We start from the raw sequence: 13,305 nt of genomic DNA on the forward strand, positions 1-13,305 counted from the left end.
AATGCAACTTAAAATAGTTGTGTAGGGCATTTAAATCAATTTTAAGACATCATAAGGCATAACTAGAATAAATACACATATAAAAATAAATTAGCTTATAGAGCGTTTAAATGAGTTAAAAGGGAGAGATGGATAGAGATGAAAAGGGTAAAATTATTAAGAATTAATGTAACGGACATGAAAGATACAAATAAAACTAGAATTTTAACAGATGAAGAGATAGAAGAAAGATATATAACACTAAATGATTCTTATTTCTTAGAAACCTATTTAAGGTACTTTAAAGAGCCTTATGAGGTCGATATGATATTGGACAAGATAATATTAGTAGAGCTTTTAGAAGATGACGAGGAAGCTACTAAACAGCTTAAACAAGGTATAGAGCTATACAATATAAATTATACATATTTCATAAGTACAGTAAGTTATTTGAAAAAAGAAGAAGAACATATATTGAATGATGGAACGAAAATAAGTGGCAAAGGTTACGCCATTTTTATAAGAGAAAATAATAAGGAATTTATAGATTTTTATAATAATTGTATTACCGCCAATAAGATAAAAGATAAGATTAATACCACACTATGCATTAATAAATACACAGCAAGGCTAGGTCTAGGATTATCTAATGCAATTAAAACTAATTTAAGACCTAGAATTTGTATAGTTCCTGAATGTAAGCACATTATCAACCACGAGTATGAAACCATAGATTTAGCAACTAATAAGATATACAAGCCTGACAATAAGAATATTGAAGTTACTCAATTTGACGGTTGTGGGGTAATGTCTATGCAATTTGCAGATGCAATAAGAAAAGACTTAGGACTAGATTATTCTATTAGTTGGTGTCTAATAAGGCAATATGGAGGTCTAGGAGTAAAGGGGTTAATTACTTCTATAGACTTTAGAGAATACTTTAAAATCAATTATAAAGCTGATACATCCTATTTTAAAAATGAAAATGATACATATTATATAAAAGATATTTATAAAAATTGGGTCAATATAAATGATGTAGATTTAATACTCAATGAATCTCAAGTTAAGTTGTGGGATAGCTTTAAATCTATGAAAGAGCAAGGACAAGCTATAAAAGAAGATAGTATAAAAGAATATGAGGATTTAAATACTTCTTTATGGATTGCTAAATATAATAAAGACCCTAAGAAAATAGAAAAATACAATTTAATCAATTATCAATTGTTACAAGTTCTTTCTTTAACACCTGAAGAACTGGCGGAGCTTTCTAAAGAAACAGAACAATATTATAAACGAGTCTTAGATTTAAAAGATGTAGATGCTCTTAAATTATGGTATAAGACATTTAATAAAAACAAAGTAGAATATGACGAGGAAGGTGAGGAAATACCTACAGCTACTATAAAAGTAACAGAAATGTGTAATTGTTTAATAGCAGCCGCGGAAGAGTTAAAAGATACTGGATTTCTAAGAAAGCGTACTAAGAAAATGTTAAAGAAGAAAATAAAAGAGATGTGTTTTGGTCGTTTTTACTTAGAAAATTATTACAAGACTATTACTCAAGACCCATTAAGTTATTTAAATTGGATATTAAATAGAAATGAAAAAGATATATTCATAGTTAATCAAAATAGTCTTAAAGAAGGAGAATTTTATTGTAGTGATATAGAAAACGGAGAACATAGAACTATAAGCAGAAATCCACTTGCTACTTACTCTGAGGTAGTAAAAGGTCAGTTTGTTAAAAATAGTTATCTTAATAAGTGGCTAGGTCATCTTAGTAAAGATTTATTCGTTAGTAATTGTTTAGACCTTAGTAAAGAGAAAATGTCGGGATGCGACCAAGATGGAGACATATGTTCGGTTATTAATAATGAAATAATTTATAACAATGTAATAGAAGATTTACCATTTATAAGTGCTTCTGAAGGTAATAAGAATAAAACTATATATAACAGAGAAAATGAAATAAAAGAAACTATTAGAAGTAGAGGAAATTTAATAGGTAAGTTAGCAAATCTAAACCAAAAAATTAATAATGAATGTCAAGAAATCTTTACTTGCATGTATCAAGATAGTGAAGGTAATTTACATAAAGAGCAAGATTTAAGAAGAGAGCTTTATAAGATGGCTAAAAGTGAAACTGACGATAATGATAAAATAAATAAATTTATAGATTACTATTTAGCTAACTATAAAAAACTCACAGAAGATGTTTATTATTCTATTAAAAAGAATAAGTTTTATACATTAGAAATGGCTAGAGAAAGTTATATAAAACACTGTAGTAAAGAGAATATAGAATTTAAAGAAGATAACTTTAAAAAAGCACTTAATTTAGTATTTATTAATATCTTTACAGAGCCTAAAAGACTCATGACACACGCTTACAAGCACTTATATAAACAAGATAGTTACAGATGTAGGCAATATGGGATGATGGCTATAGATGCCCCAAAGACGGGTATACCAGTTACTAAGGATATGTATAAAGACCTTTCTAAAAAATACAGTAAAAATAGTTATTTCTATAGATATAAATTAGATTACGAAGAATCTAAAGACCAACGATTTAACTGGGTTAACAATGCTATCAATATTAATGCAAGAAGAATAAATCAAGAATTAATGATAAAGAAAAAAGATATTGAAGACATAAAAGATAATAAAGAATTAATTTTAAAATATCTAAGTTGGGAAGATGTAGAAGATAACGAAGAATATGAACAATGTAAAAATGATGTACTAGCTATATTTGACATCTATAAAGATAAAAATAAATATATTTACAGTCACTATGATAATTTACTTTCTAAAGTTGAAAGTGATTACGATATTAATTTAGTAGTAGAACAGAAAAAAGAAGCTTATAAAATGAGAGACTTATATATGGCACGTTTATGCAGCAGCTTAGAAGATAAGTATAACTATAGATTATTATCACATGTATTATCTCATAACTGCACAGAATCTTTTATATTCTCAAATTTCTTTAATACTGTAAAAAAGATTTTAGAAGAAACTACAGCTAATTTAACCAACCACACTTATACAGATGCAGACGATGAAGAAAGTTATGACATAGAGTTTATGTGGCATAAGTATAAAAAACACGTAACTAATTTAAATATGAATACAGGCAGAGTAGTAGATAAATTAGAAGCTAAAGAGAAAAAGCACAAAATAAAAGACTTAAATAATATAAGAGTAAGAGTAAAAAAATATACTAAATTAGAAAATGGCGTGTATCAACTTAATTTTAATGATAAAGAAAGAAGTTTAGAAAGTGAGTTTTCTCTTTACAAAGATAGCAGCAAGATAGCAGATATTTATTTAGACAGTAGTAAAGATTTAGAAACTGTAAATTTAAAAAATTATCTATATTCATTTATAAATGTAATAGTAGAAAAAGAAACAGAAAAGAGTGCAGATATATTGCTAAATTATAAATCTAAAGTTAGTTAATGTGTATAAACTTTTAAGTGACAGTATAAGAACAGTATAGTGACTTTATAGGGATAGTATAGAGATAGTAAAGGAACAATATAGGGACTTTATAGTGTTTTCTTAGAACTATCTCAGTACTATCTTAGAAGTATGTTAGAACTATTATAGGAACTTCATAGTACTATATTAGAATTATCTTAGTACTTTCATAGAATTATATTGATACTATCATATAAATCCTATGAAGATGGCTAGATGTATACAAGAATTAGAGAGAATTAAAGGAGTTCAGAATGGTGGTGACAGAGGTAATCAATATAAATTGGCAGATAAAGATAATCTTAATCTGCCAACACAAAAGAATTTAGCAAGTGATTTAAAAATATCACAACAACAACTTCAAGATTATAAAAAACTAACTAATCTTATTCCTGAACTACAAGATTTAATAGAAAGTAATCAAATGAAAGCTACAGTAGGATATAAAATATGGGCAAAAATGCCACAAGAAGAGCAAGTATACTCAAGGGAAATTTGTAAAAATAACAGAACTTCTTATAAAAGTTTAGTTCAGCTCGGTCATATCAGTCCATGGTTGATATTTAGGAAAGTTATCCACAAAATTGTGGACACCAAAAAGGGGGACGTTGTAGGATAACTTATTGACTTTTCGGATGTCAATATCTTTGACTTCTTAATTTTAGAATTCGGATTGGTGTCTGCATTATGTAGAAACCAAGACATCAATTTTAATAAACTCAATAACCTTTCGTTATCCAGTTTAGAAAATGTGTTCGAACTAACAGTTGGACAAAATAGGACAAGTGTACCATCATGTACCAGTATATAGTGGTACATACCACTATGATTTTATAAATTTATATAGTTTTTATTGTCTTAATACTACCATATACCCCTGTATACCATTATAAAACATAATTCAATTGTAATATGGGGGTATCCTACCCCCTAGCAGTGAAAGAAGTGAAATAATAATTCTTTCAATTATAAAAATAAAAGGAGATTATTAAATTATGGAAAAGCAAAAATATTATGTTTTAGATAATAAATACATGGCAGATGCTATTAGCTATTTGCTAGGAAGAAGATATATGATATTTGATGATAGATTTAATGAAAGGAAAAAAGTTTATAGTTTTGTTGATGACAATAGTTTTAGAGAAGTATTAAAAATTACATATGACACTAGAAGAAAATACAATGATTATTTTAATAAAGAAAATTAGAGTAGAAAGGATGGAGATAGTATTTGAGAGAAATAAAATTAATAGATATAGATTATAATACTAAATTTATTGTGAAAGAAGATGTTTTAAAAAATAAATATTTAGATGGAGATAATTTTATAAATGATAATTTAATAGTAAAAAAAGAAGTCTATAGTGCTGATGAATTAATTAATCAAGGCACTTCAAATATAGATATAAATATTGTAGTTGATAATTTTATAAAGACATTTAAGAAAAGAAATATAGAAGCTACAGAAGAACAAATACATTTTGCGAAAGAAACTGCTTCTATAATATTCAACGAGTTAAAAGAAAATATTATAACTATTATACCCGCACCACCCGGATTCGGAAAAAGTACAATTAAAACTGAAATACTTAAAGCTATGATATATCAATATGAAAATAATATTAATTCTAATGGCGTAATAATAACAGCTGATAGATTAGAAGATTTAAAAGAAATTCAAAAAGAATTGGGTAAAAAATATACATATTTACTTGAAGGATGGAATGAGGAAATCTGTACTTTTAGTAAAAAACTAGAAATTGGTATGTGTAAAAAATGTACTAATCAATGTAAAGTAAAAAAACAAACTTATGAACAATCGGAATATCCTATATTATTAGTAACTAATGCAAGATTAAAAGATTGTGGTGAATCTATAAATAGATATAAGGAATATAAGGATGGTAAAAGAAATTTATTGTTAATAGATGAACGACCCGCAATATTAGATACAACAAAAATAGATAGAAAACTATTAAATGATATAGATAGTTATATAAGTAATTTAAAATATGAAGATTTGACGGATAAAACAATGTTATTAAAATATTGGAGAGAAATTACAGATTTGATTTTGAATAATATGTCAAGTTTAAGAGGTAAATATAAGAGATTTATTATATCTAATAATAGCAATATTGGTGTATGTAAGGATAATTATAACTTTATGAAACTATGGAATAAACATGTTAAATATGAATATAAAAGAGAACTTGACCATATACATGATATTTTAACTCAAGGTGGTTTATATGTATGTGAAAAGAATACTGAATTTATAGCTAGAATTGGTAATAAAAATTTACAACAACAATATTGCAATGATTTTAAGACTATAATATTTGATGGTTCATCTTTAATTGACCCACAATACATATCACTTATAAGAACGGGACAAGCTAAATATTTAGATATAGAAAATACTAGAACATATGAAAATTTAAATTTATTTATATTTACTGCTCATAAATTAACTAAAACAGAATTTACAAATAAAAAATATTTAATAAAAGCAGTAGCTAAATTTATAAATAATAGATTAAAGGAAGGTTTATATATTAATTATGTTGTGTGTCCTCAAGAGCAAGCTTTACAACTTTCAAATTTATTAAATGATACTTTAAAGAAAACAGTTGTAAAAAATGATGATGGAAGGTGCTTCTATTTTGGAGCAACTAAAGGTAGCAATAAAATGAGTAAGTGTACTAGAATGTTTCAAGTTGGCTGGGACACTATGCCCGATTATGAGTACGCAATACAATTTTTATGTACTTGTATTGACTGGAATCTTTGGCTAAAAAGTTGTTTAGATTTAAATAAAGCTATCTATTTTAGTGAAAAACTAGAAGTAAAAGATAGAAGCTTATTAGAATGTTCTAGCGGTACATATAAAAGCTTTAATAATGATTATTCTTTTGGAATTACATCTTTAAATAATTTTAAAATGCAGGATATAGTAGCTAAATTTTATCAAGAAATACATAGAACAAGATTAAGAGAATATTCTTATGATGGAGAAATTAAAGTTATACTATTTCAAAATAAATATATAATTTATCAAATGATTCAACAAATGTTCCCTAAATGTAACTTGTCATATAGAAAAGATAAACTAAAAGAATTTAAAAGAAAAAAAAGTGATAATAGGAAAAATAGAGCCAAGGGATATGATGAATTTATGAAATGGTTTGATACTTGGAATGGTGAAGAAATTAAAGCTGGTAAAATTAAAGAGATATGCAATATTGATAATGAACAATTTAAAACATTGCAGAAAAATGAAGCTGTTAAAGATATTATAGCAACTTTATATTCTCCTAAAAAGGGGTACTATAGTAAATAAAATGATTTTGGGGGTATTTTTCATATATATATTATATATAAGATTTACCCCTAAAAATAGAGAATACAATACAGAGCATCTTAAAAGGTGTTCTTTTTTTATGTAAAAAATTAATGAAAAGGATTGTGAAGATAATGAAATTAAGAAAATATCAAGAAGAATGTTTAAATAAAATTAAAGAAATGGATAAAGGTCGCAAGATTGCTTTCTTAGCTACAGGAGCAGGTAAAACTATAATTATGGCTAGTATAATAAAAGAAGTCAAAGGAAGAGTATTAATAGTAGTAGACCAAAGCGAATTAAGAAAACAAACTATAGATAAGATAAAAATAGTATGTGGAAATGATATAGAATCTGAAATAGGATGTGTACAAGGTACTTTAAATGATGTAGATAAGAGAATAATAATAGCAACTAGGCAAAGTTTAACTCATCCCAAGAGTCATCGTATAGAAGATATAAAAGCTTATGGTGACTTTGAAATAGTAATGATGGATGAGGTGCATAGAGCTGTTAGACAAGTTAAGAAAATAGCTAATATATTTGGTATTAATAACAAGATTATTGGCTTTACTGCCACCCCTTGGAATCAGGAATTAAAAACAGTGTTTGATGGTTTTATATATGAAAAAGATACTTTATCTTTAATAGAAGAAAAATATTTATGTCAACCTAGGTGCTATAGAATCAACAGTAACACAGATTTAAGTGAAGTAAAGACGGTTGGGGGTGAATTTGTTCAATCTCAATTAGCTAATGCAGTAGACACTGTAGAAAGAAATTCTTTAGTAATTAAAACATATTTAGATTATGCAATTGATAGAAAACATTGTATTGTATTTGCAACGAGTATTGAACATGCGGATAACTTAGCGACAGCCTTTAACATAAATGGTATAAGTGCTAAAAGTGTAGATAGTACATGCGATGCTGTAGAAAGAGAGAAAACATTAAATGATTTTAAAAATGGTAAATTTAAAGTGCTTGTTAATGTTGCCATTCTGACTACTGGATTTGATATGGAAGACCTAGATTGTATTATAATGGCTAGACCTACTAAATCTAAAATTTTATATACACAATGTATTGGTAGGGGATTAAGAATAGCTGAAGGTAAAGATGATTGTCTTATATTAGATATAGTTGACAATGTAGCAAGACATAATTTACTTAATTCTAAAAATATATTTGATACTAAAGATGGAGAAACTTTGGAAGAAGCTAAGGAAAGAAAACAATATGAGAAAGAAGAACATGAGAAATATTTAGAAGAGCAACGTAGAATAGAAGAAGAACAAGAAAAAATAAAATTAGAAGAAATAAGTTTATTTAATAAAAATATATTTAATGTTACAGAGTGTAGCAATTTAGATTGGTATTTCAATATGATAAATAATTCTACTGTTGCTATATTAAGTTTAAATAGTAAAGTAAGTTATTATGTGTTTAAGAAAGGTGAAGTATTCAAAGCTTATAAATATAGACAAGCTGATTTTGGATATGATTATGTTTTATCTGAGATAGATGAGAGTGATAATTTACAGGAGCTTATTGAAGATTTGGATACTAAGGCAATTATGAAGGGATGTAGTTTTATTTCTAAGAGTGCTATGTGGAAGTATGAAGAAGCTACAGAAAAACAGAAATATAGTTGTAAAAAGAATATTAATACTAAATGGGATGCTCATAAGTATTTCAGTAATCGTAGTTCGTATTTTGCATTAAAAGATATAATTTAGGAGGATTTACCTTTCTTTTGTAGAAGTTAATATATGGAAAGGGGATGTTAATATTGAGTGAAGAAAATAAAAAAACTAATACTAAAGAAAAAAAATTTAATATTAAAAATATGAACAAAAAGCAAAAGAGCATAATTTGTATAGGAATTATAATTATTATATGTTTAACTGGATGGGCAATTGCGTATAATCAATTTGGTATAGGTATGAGCGATGAAACTAAAGGTAAAAAAATAAAAGAATTAATATCAACTAAAGATTATGATAAAGCTAAGAAAAGAACAAATCAATTTTTTAATGATAATGATGAAGAAGAAAAAACACTTAAAAAAGTATTATTAAATATAATAGATTTATGTGAGATATCAGGAAGTTCAAGTGTTGAAGAGTTTTCTAAAAAGTATAATGACCTTAAGGATAGGGTAAATGCGTTGACGATATCAAGGATATCCACAGAAGAAAAATCTTTTACTCATCAAATTGATAAAAAATATATTAATAAAGTGAATATAACAGTTAAAAATACAGGAAGTAAGGATATAGTATACACCAAAGTTAATATATATTATAAAGATAAAGATGGGAAAATCATTGGTAGTGATTGGACAAATGATAATAGTATAATTAAACCAAATGCACAACAAACCTTATCAAAATATGCACCATCTGGAGTATATCCTGATAAAGTAGAAGCGGAAATAGATACATTTAGAACCAAATAACATAACGATTAAAAAGGAATCTCTTAATTGAGGTTCCTTTTTTAGTTTAAATAAATACGAAAGAAAGTATCTTTCTGTCAGTTTTAATGTATTTTTGATATTAATTAGTATTAACAAATGATAGTAGTGAAAGTATCTTTTTAACTCACTATGCTGCGGCATAGTAACAAAACATACATAGAAAGAAGGTGATAAAATGAATCGGTTTTTGATAACAAGCATAATACAACTAATATATTTTACAGTTTTACTATTTTATATAAAAATAGATGCAAGAAGACAAGAGATAAAATTAGAAATAATAATAGAGAGAAGTAATAATCTCTTAAATCGTACAATAGATAAGATTGCAGAAATATCTATTAATATAGAAAATATGTCTAAGAATCTAAATGATATAGATAAAAGACTAGATAAATTAGAGAGTAAATAATATAAGGGACATTCCATGTCCCTAGCAGTGAAAGAGAAAAAAATAAATAATTAATTCTTTTTCATTTTATCTTTTAGAAGAGTAGGTTATATTTTGTAACTTGCTCATTTTTATTTGATTATAGATGCTTAAAGCATTTATATATAGAGAGATAATTTTTTGTTAAATCTATTAACATGACAGCTAAAGTTAATGCATGTAATAATCTTATTGCAAATTTTGTATATTTTATGTAGGTTAGAACCCTACCACCTCCTGTGCAAAATGAAAATATACTGATGCCAGTCCATTACAAGGTATAAGGTAGACAATACTACCTGCATAGTGAAAGCTATGTTGACATTAAAAACAGTTCTAAGAAGTTAATCTGTTCGCACTAAAAAGCTTCTTTCCATTTCCTATTTTAAAACCTATTTAGTAGGAAAATCATCACCAAGGGAAGGGAGAGTTTCTGCTAAGCTTTCCCTTTTTCTAATTAAAAAATATATGAAAGGAAGTAATTTTATAAAAGAATTAGAAAATTTAATTAGTGATTTTTTAAAAGAAGACGTTGAGGAAATTATAAATTGTTGTAATGATTTTTTAAATAAAGATGTATTAGTTTTTTCTAGTACATCTATTTTATTTAAATACAGATACAAGTCTTATATCTGTAAGATTTATATGTGTATTTAAATGCACTAAAAAAATAACGGTTAAGCTTTACCTTGAAAAGCAAAAAGGAGAGAAAAATTATGATAAATATTAAAGAACTAGAAAAGAAAATTAACAAATTATTAGACGATAGGTATTTTGAGTACGACTATGCTGCATGTTTAGAACAAAACAAAAGACAATTAAATCTAACAGTATATGTAAGAGATGTATGTGATTTATTTTCGTGTAAATGCGAGATATCTGAAGCAACTAACGAAGAAGAAGCGTTAAGATTTTTAATAGATAATTTATATAGGCAACATGACAAAGATAAAAAGACTATAAAATCTTACAAAGGCAAGTTAGATAGAAAATTAAAGCAATTAAGCAATGCAAAAAATGATAATGATGAAAATAAAATAAGAAAAATAAATGTTGAATTAATTAATCTTTATAAAGAGAAGAATAGTGCTAAATATAATTGGGATGAATGTAAAGATGCAACACATATTCTATATGAAGTGTTAGATGAAATTAAAGGAAATTTATCTAGTATGTAGAATATAATCATGATAATAAATTATAGAGAGGTGGATTAGTTTATGTTTGAAATTACTGAGGATTATGACCCTGATTTACTATATTTTATTAAGCATAATAAAAAAGTCACAAAAGAAGAAATAGATAGGAAATTCCCTAAGACAGAATGGATTAATTTAACTTGGCAACTTGATGATAATTTGAATCATTTAATTGATATAGGTAAAGTTAAATTAAAAGATGGATACTATTATTTTATTAAAGATTAATTTAAGGCACTCACTAGAGTGTCTTTTTTATATGGAGGTAAACAAGACAAGAATGGAAGATAATATGTTAGAACTATTAAAAAGAATGTATGTTAATTTAAATAGTTATGAAGAGATTAGTACATATAAGAAAATTATTATAGAGTGCGACCAAATAATAGAAAAATGTATACTAAATATAAATAAGCAAGTTCGTAAAACTAATAGGGAAAGTAATTGGTATAACTTATTTTTTAAATACTGTAAAGATACGTTTCTAAATAAGTGTTTTGATTATGCTGCTATAGATAAGGAAACTACTAAAAAATTAGTAGACTATGAGTTTCAAGTCAAATATCTTAGAAATTTAGTAGAGAGATTACAGGAAGATAATGAAGAAACAAGCGAACTTTATTGGAAAGCTGAAGGAAAATATGCAGATAGAATAAAAGAATTAGAAAAACTATTGAAAGAAAATAATATTGAATTTGAAGGAGAAGAAGAGTAAATGGAATATGTAGTAAAAGCGAATGGTAAGAGAATGAGATTGTATGTAGGTGACAATGAGGACTTGCTGGAAGAAATAGCAGAACTTATTAAAAAGAATCATATGGAAATTAACGATATTGTTTTAGTTAATAAGATAGAAGGAGAGTAGGTAAACATGGATATAGATATAAAAGAATATTATAAGAATTACTATAGAGAAAATAAAGAACATATGCAAGAGCTATTTAAAAAGAGAAGAGAAGAAAAACTAGGTAATTACATATATTTAATTTGCAATCATAATAATGTAGTAATTTATGTGGGCAGTACGATAGATATAGATAATAGGATAAGCAATCATTTAAATGGCTTTAGTAGTATTAAAGATTAATATATGTGGTTATGAGATAAAAGAAAAATTAATGGAAGCATGTAAAAATTATATTCATATTCTTTTAAGATTAAAAGATAAAGATAATATAACTTTAGAAGAACTTATAGAATATCATAAAGCAGAAATTAAGTACAAAACTGAAAAGGAATTATATAACTGGTATATAGATAAAATTAAAAACGATTATAAAAGATTAGTATATATTTAATATTTATAAAAAAATAAGGGGGAATCAAAATGATTAATAAGAAAGGTGTTGATATTCTAGGATGTAAATGCAAAGAAGTAGCATTAAAGTTATGCGGTGAGAGTGATAAGAAATATTATGTAATTCTAAATGAAGATAAGAGATATCATTTACTAGGTAATCACATATATCATTTTACAGGAGATTTAAATACAATACATATAGTTAAAGATGGGTTAGAATATCAATTATTAAAAATAGAAAAGGAGAATGAATAATGAATAATATAGAAATTTGGACATATGATGATTTTGTTAAAGATATGATAGGTAGAGGATATTCTTATAAAACAGCTATAAAAAGGTGGGGAGAACGTTCTAAAGGTCATAATTTTATAATACATTTTAGAATTAAAAATGGAAGAGCGAACGCTTATTCTGTAGAATATTTAGATAAAATATTTGAAAGAAATGAATTTGATAGACAGTAAATGTATGCTCAAGGTGGGATAATATTTGATGGCAATATTAAAATTATGTAGCTATGTTGGTTGTAACCAATTGGTTAAATATACACAGAAGTATTGTGACAAACATAGTAACACAGATAAAGAAAAATATAAAGAATATAAGTCTAATAGATTAAAAGATAAAGACGAGAGAGATAGACAGAGTTTTTATAATAGCAAGACATGGATTAAGCTAAGAGATTATATAAGTGCTAATCAATATTGCTTAGATATATTAGAGCTATATAAGGGGAATGTGGTGGTGGCTGAAGACTATCATCACATTATTTCTATAAAAGATAACTGGAATAAAAGACTAGATGTAGATAATATAATTGGTCTTAGCCATGCTAACCACATGTTAGTTGAAGCTAAGTATAGAAGAAGTGATAAGGATAAGATAGAGATGCAGGAAGAGTTATTAAAAGCTTTAGAATGGTTTAATAATACCTACAAAGTTTAGTTATACTATACTAAAAGTTTATATATAGTAATATAAAAATGTTTAATTGAACAATACCCCGCCTGAAAATCCTAGACGTGGTAAGGAAAATTGTCCGTATTACCCTCACACTTAAAAAAATATCCAAGAATGAAA

General features: G+C 26.0%; 16 protein-coding genes. All 16 read left to right on the plus strand.

The features are described from left to right. Positions 1-138: 138 nt before the first annotated feature. The 16 genes from KQH81_RS07925 to KQH81_RS08000 all read left to right on the plus strand — a co-directional run bounded on the left by KQH81_RS07925 (position 139) and on the right by KQH81_RS08000 (position 13,170). On the plus strand, positions 139-3,447 hold the full coding sequence (locus KQH81_RS07925) for a hypothetical protein (RefSeq protein WP_230029171.1): 3,309 nt from the start codon (positions 139-141) through the stop codon (positions 3,445-3,447). Between the two features lie 229 nt (positions 3,448-3,676). Continuing rightward, the gene (locus KQH81_RS07930) at positions 3,677-4,087 is read left to right on the plus strand and encodes a hypothetical protein (protein ID WP_230029172.1); all 411 of its coding nucleotides are present in this window, start codon (positions 3,677-3,679) and stop codon (positions 4,085-4,087) included. A gap of 376 nt (positions 4,088-4,463) precedes the next feature. Next, positions 4,464-4,676 (plus strand): hypothetical protein, encoded by a 213-nt coding sequence (locus KQH81_RS07935; protein ID WP_230029173.1) that lies wholly within the window; start codon positions 4,464-4,466, stop codon positions 4,674-4,676. Between the two features lie 23 nt (positions 4,677-4,699). Beyond that, positions 4,700-6,811 (plus strand): hypothetical protein, encoded by a 2,112-nt coding sequence (locus tag KQH81_RS07940; protein ID WP_230029174.1) that lies wholly within the window; start codon positions 4,700-4,702, stop codon positions 6,809-6,811. A gap of 134 nt (positions 6,812-6,945) precedes the next feature. After that, on the plus strand, positions 6,946-8,550 hold the full coding sequence (locus KQH81_RS07945) for a DEAD/DEAH box helicase (RefSeq protein WP_230029176.1): 1,605 nt from the start codon (positions 6,946-6,948) through the stop codon (positions 8,548-8,550). Between the two features lie 53 nt (positions 8,551-8,603). Continuing rightward, entirely contained in the window at positions 8,604-9,272 is a 669-nt protein-coding gene (locus tag KQH81_RS07950; RefSeq protein ID WP_230029177.1) for a hypothetical protein, read from the plus strand. Positions 9,273-9,468: 196 nt separating this feature from the next. Further along, positions 9,469-9,705 carry a hypothetical protein gene (locus KQH81_RS07955; RefSeq protein WP_230029178.1) on the plus strand — a complete coding sequence of 79 codons (237 nt, stop codon included), beginning with the start codon at positions 9,469-9,471 and terminating at the stop codon, positions 9,703-9,705. 734 nt (positions 9,706-10,439) lie between these two features. Further along, the gene (locus KQH81_RS07960; protein ID WP_230029179.1) at positions 10,440-10,901 is read left to right on the plus strand and encodes a hypothetical protein; all 462 of its coding nucleotides are present in this window, start codon (positions 10,440-10,442) and stop codon (positions 10,899-10,901) included. Positions 10,902-10,943: 42 nt separating this feature from the next. Then, positions 10,944-11,150, plus strand: a complete 207-nt coding sequence (locus tag KQH81_RS07965; RefSeq protein ID WP_230029180.1) for a hypothetical protein — start codon at positions 10,944-10,946, stop codon at positions 11,148-11,150. 52 nt (positions 11,151-11,202) lie between these two features. Further along, positions 11,203-11,637, plus strand: coding sequence for a hypothetical protein (locus tag KQH81_RS07970; protein ID WP_230029181.1), 435 nt, complete (start codon positions 11,203-11,205; stop codon positions 11,635-11,637). Further along, entirely contained in the window at positions 11,638-11,787 is a 150-nt protein-coding gene (locus tag KQH81_RS07975; RefSeq protein WP_230029183.1) for a hypothetical protein, read from the plus strand. Between the two features lie 6 nt (positions 11,788-11,793). Next, positions 11,794-12,009, plus strand: a complete 216-nt coding sequence (locus KQH81_RS07980; protein WP_230029184.1) for a GIY-YIG nuclease family protein — start codon at positions 11,794-11,796, stop codon at positions 12,007-12,009. Then, a complete protein-coding gene (locus KQH81_RS07985) occupies positions 11,984-12,220 on the plus strand; it encodes a hypothetical protein (protein WP_230029185.1) in 237 nt (78 codons plus the stop codon). Before KQH81_RS07980 ends, KQH81_RS07985 begins: the two co-directional genes overlap by 26 nt. A 29-nt stretch (positions 12,221-12,249) precedes the next feature. Next, on the plus strand, positions 12,250-12,477 hold the full coding sequence (locus tag KQH81_RS07990; protein WP_230029186.1) for a hypothetical protein: 228 nt from the start codon (positions 12,250-12,252) through the stop codon (positions 12,475-12,477). Continuing rightward, on the plus strand, positions 12,477-12,689 hold the full coding sequence (locus KQH81_RS07995; RefSeq protein WP_230029187.1) for a hypothetical protein: 213 nt from the start codon (positions 12,477-12,479) through the stop codon (positions 12,687-12,689). The genes KQH81_RS07990 and KQH81_RS07995 overlap by 1 nt, the downstream gene beginning before the upstream one ends. A 28-nt stretch (positions 12,690-12,717) precedes the next feature. Beyond that, the gene (locus KQH81_RS08000; RefSeq protein ID WP_230029188.1) at positions 12,718-13,170 is read left to right on the plus strand and encodes a hypothetical protein; all 453 of its coding nucleotides are present in this window, start codon (positions 12,718-12,720) and stop codon (positions 13,168-13,170) included. Positions 13,171-13,305: the final 135 nt, after the last annotated feature.

It is taken from the genome of Clostridium cadaveris (genome assembly GCF_020911725.1).
GTDB lineage: Bacteria > Bacillota > Clostridia > Clostridiales > Clostridiaceae > Clostridium_X > Clostridium_X cadaveris.

What these genes read in the sequence shown, in the direction of transcription:
- KQH81_RS07925 (WP_230029171.1), top strand. Translation starts at nt 139, where the DNA reads ATGAAAAGGGTAAAATTATTAAGAATTAATGTAACGGACATGAAAGAT.
- KQH81_RS07960 (WP_230029179.1), top strand. Translation starts at nt 10,440, where the DNA reads ATGATAAATATTAAAGAACTAGAAAAGAAAATTAACAAATTATTAGAC.
- KQH81_RS07990 (WP_230029186.1), top strand. Translation starts at nt 12,250, where the DNA reads ATGATTAATAAGAAAGGTGTTGATATTCTAGGATGTAAATGCAAAGAA.
- KQH81_RS08000 (WP_230029188.1), top strand. Translation starts at nt 12,718, where the DNA reads ATGGCAATATTAAAATTATGTAGCTATGTTGGTTGTAACCAATTGGTT.
- KQH81_RS07980 (WP_230029184.1), top strand. Translation starts at nt 11,794, where the DNA reads ATGGATATAGATATAAAAGAATATTATAAGAATTACTATAGAGAAAAT.
- KQH81_RS07945 (WP_230029176.1), top strand. Translation starts at nt 6,946, where the DNA reads ATGAAATTAAGAAAATATCAAGAAGAATGTTTAAATAAAATTAAAGAA.
- KQH81_RS07985 (WP_230029185.1), top strand. Translation starts at nt 11,984, where the DNA reads ATGGCTTTAGTAGTATTAAAGATTAATATATGTGGTTATGAGATAAAA.
- KQH81_RS07965 (WP_230029180.1), top strand. Translation starts at nt 10,944, where the DNA reads ATGTTTGAAATTACTGAGGATTATGACCCTGATTTACTATATTTTATT.
- KQH81_RS07930 (WP_230029172.1), top strand. Translation starts at nt 3,677, where the DNA reads ATGGCTAGATGTATACAAGAATTAGAGAGAATTAAAGGAGTTCAGAAT.
- KQH81_RS07975 (WP_230029183.1), top strand. Translation starts at nt 11,638, where the DNA reads ATGGAATATGTAGTAAAAGCGAATGGTAAGAGAATGAGATTGTATGTA.
- KQH81_RS07955 (WP_230029178.1), top strand. Translation starts at nt 9,469, where the DNA reads ATGAATCGGTTTTTGATAACAAGCATAATACAACTAATATATTTTACA.
- KQH81_RS07935 (WP_230029173.1), top strand. Translation starts at nt 4,464, where the DNA reads ATGGAAAAGCAAAAATATTATGTTTTAGATAATAAATACATGGCAGAT.
- KQH81_RS07995 (WP_230029187.1), top strand. Translation starts at nt 12,477, where the DNA reads ATGAATAATATAGAAATTTGGACATATGATGATTTTGTTAAAGATATG.
- KQH81_RS07970 (WP_230029181.1), top strand. Translation starts at nt 11,203, where the DNA reads ATGGAAGATAATATGTTAGAACTATTAAAAAGAATGTATGTTAATTTA.